The following is a 16,690-nucleotide window of genomic DNA, read 5'->3' on the forward strand; positions in this document are numbered from 1 at the left end:
ATGAATGAATACGGCTAGTTTAATTGTTTCTGTTAGAGTGATAATCTGTGTTTTTATCAAATAACTTTTACTGGTTGGTAATAATGGGTCACTGGGAAGGCGTCTCTGAATTTGTTGCCGTCGCAGAGCGGGGCGGTTTTACACCGGCGGCGGCACAATTGGGTATATCAACGGCTCAGGTGAGCCGGCAGGTAACCGCGCTGGAAAAACGGCTGGCCACCAAACTGTTTTACCGGACGACCCGCAAAGTCTCGTTAACAGAAGCCGGTGAAGTGTATTACCAGCATTGCCGACAGGTTCTGGAAGGGCTTGAGGAGGCGGAGCGGGCGTTAAGTCAGTTGCAGAGTACGCCCCGTGGCAAGCTGAAAATCACCGCCCCGACCACCTACGGTGAAACCCGGATAACCCCGTTGCTGAATGACTTCATGCGGCGTTATCCGGAACTGGAAGTGCACTGTCGGCTGACTAACCAGAAAGTGGATCTGATCGAAGCGGGGTTTGATCTGGCGATCCGTCTGGGGCAACTGGAAGACTCCAGTATGATGGCCAGACGGCTGGCAACCCGGACCCTGCATGTCTGCGCTTCGCCTGAATACCTGGCGGCGCACGGTGTGCCTGAAACCCCGGAAGATCTGGCGGCGCAACACTGCCTGCAGGGCAATCTGGGGTACTGGCGTTTTGCTGAGGCAGGAGTTGAGAGAAACGTCCGGGTGTCAGGGCCTCTGCACTGTAACAGTGGCCAGGTATTACTGGATGCGGCACTGAAAGGTCTGGGGGTGGTGCAATTGCCGGATTACTACGTACAGGACTGCCTTGCCAATGGCACACTGACTGAATTGCTGGTGCCCTATCAGCCACCGGAAGAAGGTATCTGGGCACTGTATCCGCACAACCGTCATCTGTCCCCGAAGGTCCGGGTGCTGGTGGATTTTCTGAGTGAACAGCTCAGCTGAAGGTCACCTCTGAACTTCAGGTCTGATCAGAATCAGAACAGTCCGGCATCCCAGTGCGGGGCATCCTTCCCGAGTTTTTCACGGGCAAATTCCAGAAACACCCGTACTTTGGCGGGCATGTAATGCCGCTCCGGATATACCGCGTACATGGTTTTAACCGGCATACGGTACGCCGGGAATAACCGCATGAGTTTGCCCCGGCGAATGTATTCCGCTGCGGCGAACGACGGTAACCGGCCAATGCCGGCTCCCGCCAGAATGGCTTCCAGTAAGGCTTCGCTGTTGTTAACCCGGTAATTCCCGCTGACTTTAACCTGAAGGGCGGTTCCCCAGGTTTCTGGTTGCGGCACAAACGCCCAGTGGCTGGCGTCATCTGAATAGCTGTATAGCAGGCAGTTTTCATCCGCCAGACTGATCGGAGAGGTGAGAGCGGTGCGGAACGGGTAGCCCGGTGCGGCACAAACCACGCTGTGCAGCGGAGCCAGCTTGCGGGCGATCAGGGTTGAATCGGGTAGCCGGGTGGCCCGGATGGCCAGATCAAACCCCTGTTCGATGATATTCAGGGTATTGTCGTCCAGTACCAGATCCATCTCTATCAGCGGGTAACGTTGCAGAAACTCTGCCATCAGCGGGGCGATGTGCAGACGGCCGAAGGACATCGGCGCGTTGATCCGCAGCAACCCCCGGGGCTCACCCTGCAATTCTCCTACGGCATCTTCCGCCTGCTGTGCTGCACGGGTCGCCTGCAGTGAATACTCATAATAACGTTCCCCGGCTTCGGTGAGGCTCAGTTTGCGGGTGGTGCGGTGGATCAGCCTGATCCCTAACTGCTGTTCCAGCTGGGTGATACGTTTGCTGACCGCCGACTTGGATATATTCAGTTCACGGGCGGCGGCAGAAAAGCCACCCTGTTGGGCCACCGCCACGAAAACGGGAATCGCATTAAAGTTTTCCATGGATGAAGCCACTTATTTATATTGTTGAGTTTTAGTTAACTAAGAGTCTATTTTTACCTATATTGTTTGTCAATTTGGTGCTGGTTAAAGTGGTTTGCAACATTTAATCGCTTTGGAGGGATAAACAATGGTGCGATTTGAACACGCCAATCTTGTGGTAAAGGAAATACAGCCAACGCTGGATTTCCTGCTGACAGCGTTTCCCGAATGGCGGCTGCGGGGCAGCGGAAAGGGGCGCTGGGGGAATACCGTAAGACGCTGGGTACATGTGGGCAGTGACGATTATTACATCACCCTGAATGACAGTGCTGCTGGCGAGATACGGGATATTGGCGGTATTCAGCCCGGACTGGCGCATCTGGGCTTTGTGGTGGATGACCTGGCAGGCCTGACTGAACGGTTATGGCTGCAGGGCTATGCCATCGACATTCTTGGTAGGGATCACCCGTACCGTAAAACAGTGTATTACACCGATCCGGCGGGTTTTCAGTTCGAGTTTCTGGAGTACCTTAGTGAGCGGCCGGAAGCGCGAAATATGTACGGCGGAGAAAGCGGGGATTTAAGATTCAATGTACGTTCTTTAGAGGGGGAGCCGGCATGAATACAAGCGTCGATACCCTGTCGCTGACACACGCGTTATATCAGGCAGTAGACCGTAAAGATGTGGATTTTCTGGCACAGGTGCTGGGGGAAACGGTGTACTTTCAGCTGGGTAACTTCCCGGCGGTTGAGGGCCTGGAAGCGGTACTGGAGGCGAACCGTGGATTTTTCAGCAGTATCGAAGCCATGCACCATACGCTGGATGATATCTGGCAGACCGGTGATGACTGCACCGTATGCCATGGCCGGGTGGATTATATCCGGCTGGATAAAAGCCGTTATTCTGCCCGCTTTGCTACGGTTCTGCGCTGGCAGGATGGCATGATTGATGACTACCGGGTGTATGCGGACATTTCCGGTCTGTAAGCGGGGCTTTCAGGGAGGTGCGCCGGATGTTTATCCGGCGTTACAGGTCAGTAGGAACCGGTTATTCAAGCGTGCTCAGTACCAGCTTGATTTCACTGCGTACCGCTTCAATCTGGGTCACCATATTATTGGTCGCGCTCTGGTCATATTCAATTTTATCCCACTTGCTTGACCAGATATCTTTCAGTTCCTGTGCTTCTTCTTTAACGCTGTCTTTGGTCAGTGTACTCAGATCGGCAATCAGGCCGACTTTGACCCAGCCTTTACGGGGATTACCGGCGATCTGATCTTTATCGTAATGCAGTGCGTAAATCTGCTGTTCCAGATTGGAAAGCTCCAGCAAGATTTCGAAGCAGGCGGTTCGGATATTGCTGTTCTCTTCGGTGACTTCCATCCGCCAGACGTTATAGCTGAATCCCAGCAGGGCGAACAACATGCTGAAAATGGCCGTCATCTGATAGATTTTAAACTTCTGTGCCTGCATGGTTATTCCTGCTTAATGTGTCACGGTTAAGGCTTCAGTGTCAGTGTGTTGCCCCGTTGTGTTAACTCCAGATGCCTGAGGAAGCTCATCCCCAGCAGTACGGTGTTATCATCCATATAGGGGTTAATATTTGCCCGGACGCCAGTCTGGGTAATATTGCCCAGGCTGATGGAGTCCAATGTCGTTACCTGAATGTCGATGGTGCCGTTTGCCGTCTGCACCTTGCCCCAGGCCTGTCCCTGTAAACCGATTTTTCCAGCCACGGACGCCGGTACGCTGACATTGGTGGCGCCGGTATCCAGTAAAAAAATCACCGGCTGTTGATTAATAAGCCCCGGTGCAACGTAGTGGCCCTGCTTATTGCGGGTCAGTACCACGGGTTTTCCTGCCTGTTGCCGGCTGTTCAGATCCTTATTCGGGTTGTATCGGGACTCAAGTACATTGCCGAATACCAGATACAGCACCCCGAGCAGGCAGATCCAGCTGAGGTAAAAAAACGATTTAGCCAGCCCTTTGCGCGGGCCATCCTGATCACTCATAGTCATTCCGTCGGGTGTTTATGACGCTTCGTTCATGTTTATCTTACTATAGCTCGCCGTCCCCGCAACTGTTTGATAGTTAAAGGTGCGGCTCCCGACACCCCTGATGGTTAAGGAAAAATACCGGGATATGCCCAGCGGCAGTTGCATCCTGAACGAAGGCTGTTATACTGCGCGCCGTACCTCAATCGAGGTGGCCATTTATCCTGTGACTGTGGGTAAATTCGGTCTGTTATGGCGGTCCTGTTGGTCCTCCCGCAATGATAAGTCGTGAACCTGGTCAGGCCCGGAAGGGAGCAGCCACAGCGATGGATTCATGTGCCGGGATGTGGCTGGTGGGACCGCCCCCAATTTCTCTTACATATTTTTCTATACCGCAGAATATCTTTCTCGCCGCACTCGTTCGTCTGAAAAAAGGCCCGGGAGCAGGCTCTCCAGACAAGCAGGCAATGGATTCATGTGCCGGGATGTTGGCTGGCCGTGAATGAGAGTAGCGCCCCCAATTTCTCTTACATATTTTTCTATACCGCAGAATATCTTTCTCGCCGCACTCGTTCGTCTGAAAAAAGGCCCGGGAGCAGGCTCTCCAGGCAGGCTTTCCGGATCAGCATGTGTACTCATGTGCCGGGATGTTGGCCGGATCATTCCAATTTCTTTCTGTATGTTTGTTTAGTGTAATAATCCGACGTTTTTTCTATGTGTGCTAAGTGAAGAAGTAAGCTTGTTGGTTGAGAACGAACTTCTTATGGTTATTGATCAGTTGCTGATGCACAACAAAGACGGATGCTTTTGGGTAAGAAGTAATTTAGCTTGCGTGGACAATGGATAAGTGTTCGGACATATGGTGAGATCTATCTGGTTTTCATCAACAATGTTGGTTCACCACGGATTTATTTCAGCGACGAGATTAATCAAACGAGCTCATGGGTAATAGCATCAACACTGTGTTCAGTCTTCATTCCGCTGGTTAATTCTTTCGGAATTGCTTTACGGCTTACTTCAGTTTTTGCAGCTGCGTCAGGTGAGTTGATACCAAAGTTTGTGCCGGGAAGCTTTACGGCACACGACATTGGTACAGTCTCTTGAGGAAGGAACTCAAAAACTGCCCAACGATGTTGGGCAGAATAGCCTCAGGTTTATGCTTTTTTCGGATACAGAACAAACATTGAACGGTCTGCCCTTTTTGTACGTGGTGAGCAAAGAACCGCGTACCAGTCTTTTTCCAGTTTCTTTTCAGATATTTTATAAGACCGTCCTGCGCCCTGAGGATCACGGATAAGGAATTGGTCACCATCATATCCCGCCACAACTACTGCATGATATTGACGGGGATTGTTACTGAAGAAATTATGGATATTAATAACGACAGGTAGGCCTTGAGAAACCAGATACTTCAGCTGTGCTACAGAGGCATTTGTAATGAACTCGTGTTTTTCAAATCCTGCCCATTCCGCAGCGTTACGCAAACCATTCATGTCATTGCCGCAGACCCGTGAAACCTGGTGGATACTGCTTCCAGATTTGTCCCAGACTTCGTTGGCGTTATAACGTTTTTTATCATGGAAGGACATGACCATAGCTAGTGAAGTTGTTGCACAGGAATAGCCGTCGTACTGTCCTAGAACGGGTACATCGTTTTCAGCTTTAGATGGTAGGTTTTCTTTAAAATTTTCGGGTACATCTATGCCTGAAAGGGTATTGCATGCTGTTAGCAATAAGAGGGAAAGAGATAAAAAGAATAGGCGCATTTTAGATTCCTTTGCTGAGGTGAGTGTTTTGTCATTAAAAACACGCAGAAGAATCTATCAGTTATTAAAATATAGTTACATTAATCGTTAGTGTGGAGAGAAGATTTATGCCACTGATAGAGAGAAGCATCGGTACGTTAACTGTCTGATGCTCTTTGTGCAGAAATGCAGATTAGCTTTTTATGCATACCGGGCCATATCTCTATAGTTATGGGCAATATTCGAATCCGTTTGCTTGTCTTTTGCCTGTAGGTCACCTAACGGTGGTTTTGCATAAACCATCAGGAGGGACGGTAGATTTTTTTCCTGAAGCTAGAGAACCCTGGCGTTGTACAGAGTTTGATTCGGAACCGGTTCTTCCAGGCTGAGCAGGGTTACCCTCTTGCCCCTGTGACGATTGACCGCGGCGGAGTCAGTTTTGTCCTATTTCTAAAAAAGTCGTTCAGCAGGCTGATGTTGCGCCTGATGTTCATTAGGGAAAGTAATTGTAAGACCGGGCTGGCGTATTGGCTCAGTTGAAAATTCTGAAGTGGATTTCAGGGCCACTTCCTAAACGGAGTGGCCCGGGGCTGGTTTTACTCGAGATTGGTTCTTACAAAAATAGCCTTTTGTATTTTTTTGAATGCCTCCTGATAGAAGACCGGGTCCTCTATCGGTGTTTCGCTTTCACCCTGCATACCGTAATCACTGGATGTCTGGACATTGTCGACGAAACTCAGACGGATCCGGGAGCGCTCTTCAGCGATAGGCTCTATAAACGCGGTTGCCCGCACTTCCTGCATTTCCTTGCCTATGAATAATGAATAGGACTGGTTCGTTGGGCTTTTTGCTGTAATGAATCCGGTATCCAGACTGGCCGACTGTACGGTATAGCCTAAATCCTGGAACACGGATAACGTTGACGCAAAAGCCGTTTTCACGGTGGTGTTAAATTCTTTAGCCTGAAAGGCCTGAAGTTCGATACTGGTTTTTTTTTACGCCTCCGCTTTGGGGTACACAGCCGGATACAACGCTGATAACGGCTGCCAGAAAAAGAAGCTTAAACAGATCAGAAGCTACTTGCATGGTAGGTGTACTCCTTTACAGTATTTTCCTTAAACTTAATGATGATCGTTAACGTCCGTTGGGTAGAGGCAGTTGCTCCGGATGAGCGGGAATAATTTCCGAAGCCGCCCCCGGCAACATCTCTGCCTCCGCCGAGGATGAGTGTGCTGATGCCGCCGGTGCTGCTGGAGTAGGCGTACTCGGTGCTGACTTTGTCATAAATCCAGGTTTCAATACCGTCTTTGTCTTTCGTGACCAGGTTAGGTGATCCTAACGCGGTAGCGACATCAGCCTGGGACATTCCTTCGCGGATTTCTGCCTGGACGATACCGACAGTCATTTTTTTCTCTTCTGCCTGTGGCAGGTTTTTCTGATGCTGGGCTGCTGATGTGCAACCGGTGAGATATAAGGTGCTGAGAATACAAGCGAGGAGGGTAGGTATAGGTTTCACTGTTTGACTCCGTGTCTGTGAGAAGCGGGTTAGTAACGTCCTGTTACCCGGCGAATAATATCATGTCTGAATTTAGATCCGGAAACTTATATGGTGATGTAAACGGTTGTTATTTATGTATAAGGTTCTTCTGATGACGGGTTTTTTGTTGAAAAAGAACCGGTGGATGAGGGGCAACCCGGTAAGTATTAAAACGTTACCGGGCATTATGTGGTGGTTTAACGGACCACGAAAACAGAAATTTTAGCGTGAGCGGCGATATAGCCGCCGTGAGCGGGGAAGAAATATTCCATCATCCCCGGCTCATGGGATGACATAACCACCAGATCAATCCGGCATTCTTCGATGAATTGCATCAGCAGTGAATCCATTTCTGCGCCGGGGTCGACGGAATGAATTTCATGGGCGGTCGCATCGATATTGTGTTGTGTCTGCAGGTCTGAGACCAGTGCGTTCAGGGTGGCGGTGCGTTCGCTTTCCGTTCGGGCTGCCGGATCAGGCAGGTTGCTGCCGATACTTACAGCATGTAGTTCAGCATGATGGGTACGGGCCATTTCAGTGGCGACGGAGAGTGCCTTGGTTTGTGCCTGTGAATCGCTTAAATCCAGAGGGATGAGTATTTTCTTAAACATAATGCCTTCCTCCTTTACTGGGTGTCAGGCGTTTCTGTATGGGATAGTCTGAGTATAGCAATGAACAGCGTCTGCCCCCGGAGGAACGGTGTGTTTCAGACAGGTTAAGTGATCCGGGTCAAAAGGATAATGGCTAATTACCGGCGATGTCCGTATGGTAAAGGTCCGTTAACTACATAAGGAACTGTTCAGTGGCTTTTATCGACGAATCAAATCATGAATCTATGTCTGCCACTCTGGGAGGACGCTTAGTGCGTGCCAGGGAATCACAGAATATCACCCGTTCACAGCTTGCCCGTCGTCTGGGCGTCAACACCACCACGCTGAAAGCCTGGGAATCTGACCGCTCGGAGCCCCGCTCCAGCCGTTTAGCCATGCTGGCGGGTATTCTGAACGTTGCGCCGACCTGGTTGCTGGTAGGGCAGGGCGAAGAGCCGGTGAACCATACCGGAGATGCCACAGAGTTACTCCGGATTAAAGAAAGCATTGTCAGTTTGCGTGAACAGGCGATGATGATTGCTGATGAGTTAGAAGTCCTGGGCGGCCGCCTGGAGAGTTATCAGAGTTTTCAGGATAACTGACGACCTTTCGTGTTAAAAAGCGTGAATAAAAAAGCAGCCATTCAGAGCTGCTTTTTTATGGACGGTATCCTGTGATACAGGTTTTCACTGGATGCGGGTTGTTTTCTGTTGCGTTTAGCCGGCAGTATGCCCGGTTAATTTTGTTCCAGCAGTTGCCGGAGCAGCGAAAAGTCCCAGTACTGATTCAGTCGTTGCTGTTCCGGTTGGCTGATGGTTCCGCTCGCTCCGTAAAATGCCAGGTCCGCATCAAATGCACGGCTGTTACCGCCGTCAGTGGGGAAGGTTTTTTCGGCGACCATTTCCTGCATATACCGGCGAATCTGGCTGTCTTCCAGATCAGGCAGCAGAGCATATTTATGACGCTCTTCCAGTACGAATTCCGGGTTAGCAATCATCGTTTTCCATACATACAACAGTTCTGCCGTCAGGGTGGTCAGTTCACTCTGGTGAGAGCGGATAAAGGCTTCATGTGCGTACAGTGCTTCGTCAGAGGCGTTGATTGGCGGAATAGGCAAGGCCTCAAACGGTGAGTCCGGCATCGCCAGCAGTTTATTCTTGCGCTCTGTATCGACGACAGTGGCATGGATGCGGCCATTGATCATGGCTCTGGCCCGTACCCCGGAACCCGGCAGGTAAATCATTTTGCTGTAGGTGATACCATGCTTTTTGGCCATCATATTCACCAGAGCTTCGGTGCCTGAACCTTTGCCGTGAGAATACATTTCCACGCCGTCCAGTTCGTGCCAGCTGTTGTAGTAACGGGTGTCGATCACCGGATGGAAACGCAGCATGCTTAGCTGATAGAACATCCGGATTGGCGCCTGTTCCTGCTGGATCTTCTGGTAGGGAGTTCCCATGCCCACATCCGCATGCCGGTTGACAATGCTGCGCAGTGCCATGCCTTCTGAGAGCATGTAACTGACTTTAATATTCACGCCCTGCGCCTTACTGCGCTCAATGGCAATAAGCGTTGGCAGCATGTCGACCCCCGGGAGATCGTTCAGCGCAACCCGGATGGTCTGTTTGTCCGGGCTTGCCTGGACACCGAGTACGGTCATAAATACTGACAGTACCAACAGTCTGGTGATTTTTAGCATCGTAAATATCCCTGATAAAGTCTGATCCGGCCTGATCCGCGTCACGAAAAGAGTAGCGGGTGAATACCCCGGCAGGGTATTCTACGCGCTTTTTAAGCTATCTCATATCTGATTACCGGGGGGTAATGGTCAGTGGGGACGTCTCTTCAGCGCAAGTTTGTGCTGCCTATATCCTTTGGTGCAATCGTGCTGATTCTGTGTGCTGCAATAACCACGCATCTTGGTTTGCTGCCTGATTTACGTGCTCAGTTATATAAGCGGGCTGAACTGATGATTACGACCATCAGAGCAGCGTCTGCGATCAATCCCCGTTATCAGGATCTGCGTCTGGCGCTGGAAGAAATCACGCTGCAGACGTCCGGGGTTTACGGCATTACTCTGGCAACGCTGAATCCCACGATTATCTGGGCGTCCAGCACCCATCCTGATGCGGAGCCGGATCAGCATACCGCTGATATGCTGAATTTTCTGGATGTCAGTGCTGAGCAGCATCTGTTTGGTGAGTTTATTCAGGGCAATGGTGATGTGGTTGTTGTGGCGCCACTGAAGCGCTTTATTGCGGATGCCGGTCATCAGATAACAGAGACGGAGCCGCTGTCGTTGCCGGCAGGTGTGGCGGTTTCCAGTGCCTACACGCTGGCCGGCGGTGATTACGAAGGCATTCTGTATCTGCGCTTTAACTGGGCAGAAGTGGAAGCGCTGGCATATAAAGATCTGATCAACGATATGCTGGCGATTACCGCCGCCATTGTGCTGATGCTGGTTTTGTCTACTGTCACGGTTTATCAGGTCATTCTTAAGCCGCTGAACTTAATTGGCCGGACGATCCGGGAACAGAAAAGCGGTATGGCTGAGGCCCGCACCCGTCAGTTGACGGATGATGAAATCGGGGTGCTTGGCCAGTCGATCAATGAAATGCTGGATGCCATTAATTCCCGGGATAAGCTGCTGAAAACCGTTGTTAATCACCTGCCGGTGGGGTTTGCCCTGAACCGGATTGATGGCACCAATCTGATCAGAAACGAAGCCTACAAAACATCGTATTTGTCTGCTGAGCTTGATCCGTCTGAGCGGCAGGGCGTAATAGATCGCCAACAGACGCTGCAAGCCAGAGTGTTAGCCTCCCGGCGGACAATTCGCTATGAAGAGCAACTGAACTTCGGGGCTAAAAACCGTCACTATGAAGCGACTCTGTTTCCTGTATTTAACAGCAGTGATGAGATCGAATGGGTCGGAGCACTTTGTTCTGATATTACCGAGAAGAAGGAAAGAGAACTTCAGCTGACCCAGTTATACAGGGCGGTTGAGTCGGTTAAAAGTGGCATTGTTATCTGTGCTTATGACGCGCCGGACTTCCCGATTATCTATGTGAATCCGGCTGTGACTGACCTGACGGGCTATACGCAGGCGGAACTGATCGGGCAGAATCCGCGGATTTTTGGCTCAGGGGAAGGGGATGCGCTGAGCCTCAGTAAAATCAGTCTTGCCATTGAAACCCGAACCCCCTGCACTGTGGTTATTCAGAATGTCCGTAAAGACGGTTCAACATTCTGGAATGAGTTCACCCTGTCTGTCATTACCGATAATACCGGTCAGGCGACTCATCTGGTGGGGGTGCAGAATGATGTGACTGAACGGATCACTGCCGCCCGCAAGATTGAACACCTGGCATATTTTGATCCGCTGACGAATATTCCTAACCGGAACCTGTTCCAGGACCGGCTTACCCAGGCGCTTGCTGAGGCCTCCCGGGAAGCGCGGCATGTCGCGATTCTGTATGTGGATCTGGACGGTTTCAAAGGTGCCAATGATACGTTTGGTCACAACATTGGTGATCTGTTGCTGAAAGAAGCCAGTAAGCGAATGAAACAGTGTATCCGTGATGAGGATTCGCTGGCCCGAATGGGCGGGGATGAGTTTACCATTCTGATTCCAAACCTCAGCCCTGAGGATGAGATTGTTAATCTGCCCAAGGTTGTTAACCGCATCCGGGAACAGCTCAGTACGCCTTTTGATATTTTTAAGAATATCATTCATATCTCCGGTAGCGTGGGTATCAGTGTTTATCCGCGGGATGGCTGCAGCGCGGAAGAGCTGCTGATCAGTGCGGACCATGCGATGTATTACGCGAAAGAGAGCGGTAAGAACACGTTCCGTTTCTTCCAGCCTGAAATGAACCGGGCAATTGAACAGCAGCAGGTGCTTGAATCATCGCTGCGTGAAGCCGTGCACAGCCAGGCATTTACGCTGCATTATCAGCCCCAGGTGAATCTTAAAGACGGCTCCGTCGCAGTGGAAGCGCTGATCCGTTGTCAGCATCCGGCGTTGTGTAAATCATCCCCGGCGGTGTTTATTCCGGTCGCTGAGCAGTGCGGGCTGATTGACGACATTGGCTGTTGGGTGATTCAGCAGGCCTGTGCAGATCTGGCAGAATTTATACGGGACGGCTCAAAAATCAACAGAGTATCGGTGAATATTTCACCGCATCAGTTCAAACGTCATAACCTGACAGAGATTATCCGCAATAGCCTGCAGGAGCATCAGCTTGAAGCTTCCAGGCTGGTGGTTGAGATCACCGAGAATGTGATTCTGGATAACTATCATTCAGCCCGCGAGCACCTTCAGGAATTAAGAGCGTTGGGGGTCAGTATTGCCATTGATGATTTCGGTACCGGTTATTCTTCACTGACTTATCTGAAGCAGTTGCCGATTGATACGCTTAAAATTGATCAGCAGTTTGTGCAGGGGCTGCCGGATAACTCGGATGATGTGCACATTGTTAAGGCGATCGCCGGTCTGGCGAGTGGCATGGAACTGACCTTACTGGCGGAAGGGGCGGAGTCTGAGGCGCAGCTGGCTTTTATTCGGGATGAACTGGACTGTTATCTGGTGCAGGGCTTTATTATTTCCAGGCCGCTGGATGTAGCAGGCCTGAAAGCCTCCGGGTTTTACCGTTAAGCGGGCCGGCAGATTTTGCTGCCGGCAGCACTTTATCCGTTCGCGGTCATAATCGTTTTGTCGTTGTAGCATTCCAGATACAGCTTTTCTTTTATATCGTCGCGGATTTCCTGGCTGTCGATGGGGTACACGCTGCATTGTTGCAGAGCCTCTTTCATGGTGATGCCATCGTTGATGCGTTCCAGTACGGCATGGGAGCAAAAAGGTTGGTGATCCAGCCCGCCGGAAATGGCCATGGTTAAGCCGGACAGCAGATCAATACGGCTCCGGTTAGCGGGGTAATAGATGCGTTGTCCCCAGTTTTTCAGGGTCTGGGTTTCTATATCGGTAAATACCAGCCGGTCACGTATGGCCTGTACAAAACCGTGGTAACGCACGTTGAAGTGGCGGGTTTTGTCTTTGTCTTTGTAGGGCAGGCGTTCAATGGATTTTGTCAGCGTGACGTTATCTTTTTCATACACACTGATCAGCGCCCGCAGCACCATGCCCGGATTCGACGGCGAGCAGTAATAATCGTGATACAGACCGTGGTAGGGTCTGAGAAACTCCTGAGATTTATCTGAACTTTGCAGGGTACTGTCGAACAGGTCCTGCAGTGGCTGATGGTTGGCGTCGGGCTGGGCAACACGGGGTTTATGATCGACCAGACGCTTAAAATCCTGCGGCGGTAAAAACAGTTCGTCTTCTTCCAGGCCAAAAAAATCGTTGATTTTTCGCAGGCTGCTCAGGGACGGGCTGCTCTGGCCCCCCAGGTATTTATTAAACTGTTGCCGGTTGATCCCCGCCAGTTTGGTGACCTGAGAGATAGAAGAATAATACGAGCATAAAGTGCGTAAATTAGCCGCCAGATTCTCTTTCACGAAACGTACCTCTCTTTGAATAAATCCGCTGTGTCGCTGATAAAATTCGCGTCACCTAGCGTCATGTTACAAATGACACTCCCTCGCGTCAACTCGCGTCAATTATTTTCTGGTCGCGAATATCTGGCCCAAAAAACACCCGATATACTCGGTTGAACAGTGTTTAGGCCAGCGTCACTTTTCACGGTTTAAGCAGATGATTCTTATAATAATAAAAAGGTTTTATCGCTATGCGTATTGCTGTTGCCAGCTTTCAGCACGAAACGAATACTTTCTCGCCGCGACCGACTGAATATGCAGATTATCTGCAGGAAGACAGCTGGCCGGGATTGCTGCTTGGAGAAGACGTTTGCAGGGTGCTGGCCGGTCTGAACATTGCCAGCGAGGGCTTTATACAGGCAGCGCGCCAGCAGGGTCACAGCATTGTGCCGGTGAACTGGTGTTCGGCAGAACCCGGCGGCAAAGTGACTGATGAAACCTTTGAGCGGATCATGCAACTGGTACTGGATGGCATTCGTCAGGCCGGAGAGATAGATGCACTCTTTCTTGATTTGCACGGTGCCATGGTCAGTGAAAGTTATGATGATGGCGAAGGCGAAGTGGTAAGGCGTATCCGCGCAGCGTTTGGCGAACAGTTGCCGATTGTTGCCAGTCTGGATTTTCATGCCAACCTCAGCGAAGCCTTTGTCAGCCAGATAGATGCCATGGCGGTATACCGTACCTATCCGCATCTGGACATGGCCGATACCGGCGCCCGCTGCATGGCTTTGCTGGAACAACAGCAAGCACAGCAACCCCTTTATAAAGCCTTTATCCAGATTCCTTATCTGATTCCTTTATCTTCCCAGCATACCGGTTCGGCGCCAAACGTAGCGCTGTTTGAAGCATTGTCTGAGCTTGAAGCGACCCCCGGTATCAGCAATATCGAGTTTGCGATGGGCTTTCCTGCGGCGGATATTCCCGACAGCGGTGCCAGCATCGCTGTATTTGGCAATGACCGCCAGCAGGTAGAGGCGGTCTGCCGGCAGTTTTATGACCGGGTACTGGCCGCTGAAGGGCAGTACACCGATAACCTGATGAGCACGGCTCAGGCGCTGGATTTATCCCGCAGCCTGCAAAGTAATGCGCCTGTGGTGCTGGCGGATGTACAGGACAACTCAGGCGCCGGTGCCAGCTCGGATACCACCGGCATGCTTGCAGATCTGATGGCTGGCGGAGCACAGAAAACAATTGTTGCCGTACTGGCAGATGGTGCAGCGGCAGCGGCAGCGCACCGGGCAGGCGCAGGTGCGGTTATAGATCTGGCCTTAGGTGGCCAGAGCGGGGTTGCTGGCCTAGGCCCCTGTGAAGGCCGTTTTGAAGTCATGGCCGTGGCCGACGGTAATTTTACCTGTGTCGGTGACATGTATGCCGGCTGTGAAGTAAAGATCGGCCCGATGGCGTTGTTAAAAGTGGTGGCGGATACCTGTGATATTCAGATCATCGTCAGCACTGAACGTTATGCCTGTACTGATCTGGCCGTCTATACCCACGTGGGAATCAATCCGCTGGAATATGCTTTACTGGTAGTGAAAAGCACGGTGCACTTTCGTGCCGCGTTTGAGCCGATCAGTGATCATATTTTATCGGTGGCAGCCCCGGGTCTGCATCCCTGCCAGTTAGGCAAACTGAAGTATCAGAAATTGCGCAGTCATGTGCGTCTCGGGCCTTGCGGGCCGGTGCATATGTCTGCGACAGACCCGGCGTGATACTACCCTGATCAGGGTAGCGTCACACCGGCTGACCGAGTGCTAAACAGACAACATTAATAAATACAATAAATATAAGGAGTGTCATTCAATGGCTATAAACACTATTCAGAAGGGTTTGCGGTTGTCCCGCAGAACTCTGTTGATGGCCGGTACGGTGATTGGTTTAAACATGATGGTGCCGTTCAGTATGGCGGCCGGATCTGATGAAGTCCTGCAAAGCCGCAGTTATGTGGACATTACTTCGCTTGATCCGGCGAATTATCTGAATGCGGTTGATGAAGATGTTATGGGTGCCATCTACAGCAAGCTGATTTATTTCAAGCCCGGTAATACCTGGGAGTGGGAATTACAGGCAGCTGAATCCATTGAACAGGTTGATGCCACTCACATTAAGTTCAAGCTGAAAGAAGGTATTCAGTTCAGTAACGGCTTTGGTGAAATGACCGCCGAAGACGTGAAGTTCTCTTTTGAGCGTGCGGCATTTGGTGAGAATCCTGCGGCTGCAGCCGACTGGGGCGGGGCGCTGGAAGAAGTTGAAGTAACCGGTAAATACACCGGCGTGATTGTGCTGAAGAAGCCGTATCAGCCGCTGTGGAATCTGGCGCTGAGCTATGCCGCCGGGAATATCATCTCGCAGAAAGCTTATGAGTCTGTGGGTGAGTTTACCAATTCTCCGCCTGCCAGCTCCGGCCCGTATATCGTAAAAGAATGGCGTCCGAAGCAAAAAGTTATTTTAGAGCGTAACCCGGATTACTACGGCGAGCCGTCGGCGTATAAAGAAATCCACATCAACCAGATTGATGACGAGAAGACCGCTGAAATCGCTTTTGAATCAGGCAATCTGGATGTGACCCGTATCAGCATGAGCTCGGTACAGAGCTACCGGGAAACGCCACCGGATAACAGCCAGTTGCAGGTTTTCCCGTCGCTGTTTTATGTCTGGTTAGGCATCAATTTTGAAAACCCTAAACTGCAGGACCCACGGGTTCGCCAGGCGATCCAGTATGCGGTGGATGTGCCTTCAATTTTGCAGGCGTCTTACTTCGGTGAAGCTGAAGCTTCTACCGGCATTATCGCCCCGGGCCTGCTGGGCCACCGTGCTCAGTCACTGATTGCACCACAGGCTGATATCGCCAAAGCCAAAGCCTTGCTTGAAGAAGCCGGTGTCAGCAATCTGGAGCTGAGTCTGGATGTACTTAACAAGGCCACTAACGTGACCACCGCGCAGATCATTCAGGCGCTGCTATCCCAGATCGGCATCAAGGTGAACATCAATCAGCATGAAGCCGGTTCATTCTGGACCCTGGGCTCTGAGAAAGCCGGTGAGCGCTGGAAGAATATTGAGCTGATTCTGAACCGCTATTCGATGGTGCCGGACCCTTACTACGCGACGGTGAACTTCATTACTTCGCAAAAAGGTAAGTGGAACTGGGAGCGTTTTTCGAACGAGGAGTTTGATCAGCTGAATGAGCAGGCACAGGCCGAACTGGATCTGGCAAAGCGTGGCGAAATGTATCAGCGCATGCAGGATCTGATGGAAGAGTCCGGCTCTTACCGTTTCATTACCCATGAAGCCGAGCCGCTGGCAATCCGGAATTCTGTCGCCGCAGGGTTACGTCCGGATGGTCGTCCACTTTACCGGCACTTTAAACCGGCCAACTGATCAGTGT

The 16,690-nt window shown here is 51.1% G+C and carries 16 protein-coding genes and 1 other RNA gene; 8 read left to right on the top strand and 9 right to left on the bottom strand.

What is annotated here, in order from left to right:
• Window positions 1-83 precede the first annotated feature (83 nt).
• Entirely contained in the window at window positions 84-953 is an 870-nt protein-coding gene (locus PCI15_RS07630) for a LysR substrate-binding domain-containing protein (RefSeq protein ID WP_271273735.1), read from the top strand.
• Between the two features lie 32 nt (window positions 954-985).
• Here the strand turns inward: PCI15_RS07630 and PCI15_RS07635 are convergent, their stop codons facing one another.
• Complete coding sequence (locus PCI15_RS07635; protein ID WP_271273736.1) at window positions 986-1,909, bottom strand: LysR family transcriptional regulator; 924 nt, start codon at window positions 1,907-1,909, stop codon at window positions 986-988.
• A 127-nt stretch (window positions 1,910-2,036) separates the two neighbouring features.
• On the opposite strand from PCI15_RS07635, the gene PCI15_RS07640 reads away from it, so the two are divergent.
• Both PCI15_RS07640 and PCI15_RS07645 read left to right on the top strand, forming a co-directional pair.
• Window positions 2,037-2,510, top strand: a complete 474-nt coding sequence (locus tag PCI15_RS07640; RefSeq protein ID WP_271273737.1) for a VOC family protein — start codon at window positions 2,037-2,039, stop codon at window positions 2,508-2,510.
• Window positions 2,507-2,875, top strand: coding sequence for a nuclear transport factor 2 family protein (locus tag PCI15_RS07645; RefSeq protein ID WP_271273738.1), 369 nt, complete (start codon window positions 2,507-2,509; stop codon window positions 2,873-2,875). The genes PCI15_RS07640 and PCI15_RS07645 overlap by 4 nt, the downstream gene beginning before the upstream one ends.
• Before the next feature lie 61 nt (window positions 2,876-2,936).
• On the opposite strand, the gene PCI15_RS07650 is transcribed toward PCI15_RS07645, so the two are convergent.
• Both PCI15_RS07650 and PCI15_RS07655 read right to left on the bottom strand, forming a co-directional pair.
• Complete coding sequence (locus tag PCI15_RS07650) at window positions 2,937-3,359, bottom strand: hypothetical protein (protein ID WP_271273739.1); 423 nt, start codon at window positions 3,357-3,359, stop codon at window positions 2,937-2,939.
• A gap of 26 nt (window positions 3,360-3,385) precedes the next feature.
• Window positions 3,386-3,898: a retropepsin-like aspartic protease family protein gene (locus PCI15_RS07655; RefSeq protein WP_271273740.1), complete on the bottom strand. Its 513-nt coding sequence runs from the start codon at window positions 3,896-3,898 to the stop codon at window positions 3,386-3,388.
• 244 nt (window positions 3,899-4,142) lie between these two features.
• On the opposite strand from PCI15_RS07655, the gene ffs reads away from it, so the two are divergent.
• An RNA gene (gene ffs / locus PCI15_RS07660) (signal recognition particle sRNA small type) lies at window positions 4,143-4,239 on the top strand.
• Between the two features lie 795 nt (window positions 4,240-5,034).
• Here ffs and PCI15_RS07665 read toward each other — a convergent pair.
• The 4 genes from PCI15_RS07665 to PCI15_RS07680 all read right to left on the bottom strand — a co-directional run bounded on the left by PCI15_RS07665 (window position 5,035) and on the right by PCI15_RS07680 (window position 7,773).
• Window positions 5,035-5,646, bottom strand: a complete 612-nt coding sequence (locus tag PCI15_RS07665) for a C39 family peptidase (RefSeq protein ID WP_271273741.1) — start codon at window positions 5,644-5,646, stop codon at window positions 5,035-5,037.
• 575 nt (window positions 5,647-6,221) lie between these two features.
• The gene (locus tag PCI15_RS07670) at window positions 6,222-6,566 is read right to left on the bottom strand and encodes a hypothetical protein (RefSeq protein ID WP_271273742.1); all 345 of its coding nucleotides are present in this window, start codon (window positions 6,564-6,566) and stop codon (window positions 6,222-6,224) included.
• A 128-nt stretch (window positions 6,567-6,694) separates the two neighbouring features.
• Window positions 6,695-7,141, bottom strand: a complete 447-nt coding sequence (locus tag PCI15_RS07675) for a hypothetical protein (RefSeq protein ID WP_271273743.1) — start codon at window positions 7,139-7,141, stop codon at window positions 6,695-6,697.
• A 218-nt stretch (window positions 7,142-7,359) separates the two neighbouring features.
• Complete coding sequence (locus tag PCI15_RS07680; protein WP_271273744.1) at window positions 7,360-7,773, bottom strand: universal stress protein; 414 nt, start codon at window positions 7,771-7,773, stop codon at window positions 7,360-7,362.
• A 191-nt stretch (window positions 7,774-7,964) separates the two neighbouring features.
• On the opposite strand from PCI15_RS07680, the gene PCI15_RS07685 reads away from it, so the two are divergent.
• Window positions 7,965-8,354 (top strand): helix-turn-helix domain-containing protein, encoded by a 390-nt coding sequence (locus PCI15_RS07685; protein WP_271273745.1) that lies wholly within the window; start codon window positions 7,965-7,967, stop codon window positions 8,352-8,354.
• A gap of 134 nt (window positions 8,355-8,488) precedes the next feature.
• On the opposite strand, the gene PCI15_RS07690 is transcribed toward PCI15_RS07685, so the two are convergent.
• On the bottom strand, window positions 8,489-9,451 hold the full coding sequence (locus PCI15_RS07690) for an ABC transporter substrate-binding protein (protein WP_271273746.1): 963 nt from the start codon (window positions 9,449-9,451) through the stop codon (window positions 8,489-8,491).
• Window positions 9,452-9,610: 159 nt separating this feature from the next.
• Between PCI15_RS07690 and PCI15_RS07695 the strand changes: the two genes are divergently transcribed.
• The gene (locus tag PCI15_RS07695) at window positions 9,611-12,409 is read left to right on the top strand and encodes an EAL domain-containing protein (RefSeq protein ID WP_271273747.1); all 2,799 of its coding nucleotides are present in this window, start codon (window positions 9,611-9,613) and stop codon (window positions 12,407-12,409) included.
• Window positions 12,410-12,441: 32 nt separating this feature from the next.
• Here the strand turns inward: PCI15_RS07695 and PCI15_RS07700 are convergent, their stop codons facing one another.
• The gene (locus tag PCI15_RS07700; RefSeq protein WP_271273748.1) at window positions 12,442-13,269 is read right to left on the bottom strand and encodes a helix-turn-helix transcriptional regulator; all 828 of its coding nucleotides are present in this window, start codon (window positions 13,267-13,269) and stop codon (window positions 12,442-12,444) included.
• Between the two features lie 230 nt (window positions 13,270-13,499).
• Here PCI15_RS07700 and PCI15_RS07705 point away from each other — a divergent pair, with 230 nt between their 5' ends.
• On the top strand, window positions 13,500-15,017 hold the full coding sequence (locus PCI15_RS07705; RefSeq protein ID WP_271273749.1) for a M81 family metallopeptidase: 1,518 nt from the start codon (window positions 13,500-13,502) through the stop codon (window positions 15,015-15,017).
• Between the two features lie 91 nt (window positions 15,018-15,108).
• Window positions 15,109-16,683: an ABC transporter substrate-binding protein gene (locus PCI15_RS07710; protein ID WP_271273750.1), complete on the top strand. Its 1,575-nt coding sequence runs from the start codon at window positions 15,109-15,111 to the stop codon at window positions 16,681-16,683.
• Window positions 16,684-16,690 lie beyond the last annotated feature (7 nt).

The organism is Aliamphritea hakodatensis, from assembly GCF_024347195.1.
Classification (GTDB): domain Bacteria; phylum Pseudomonadota; class Gammaproteobacteria; order Pseudomonadales; family Balneatricaceae; genus Amphritea; species Amphritea hakodatensis.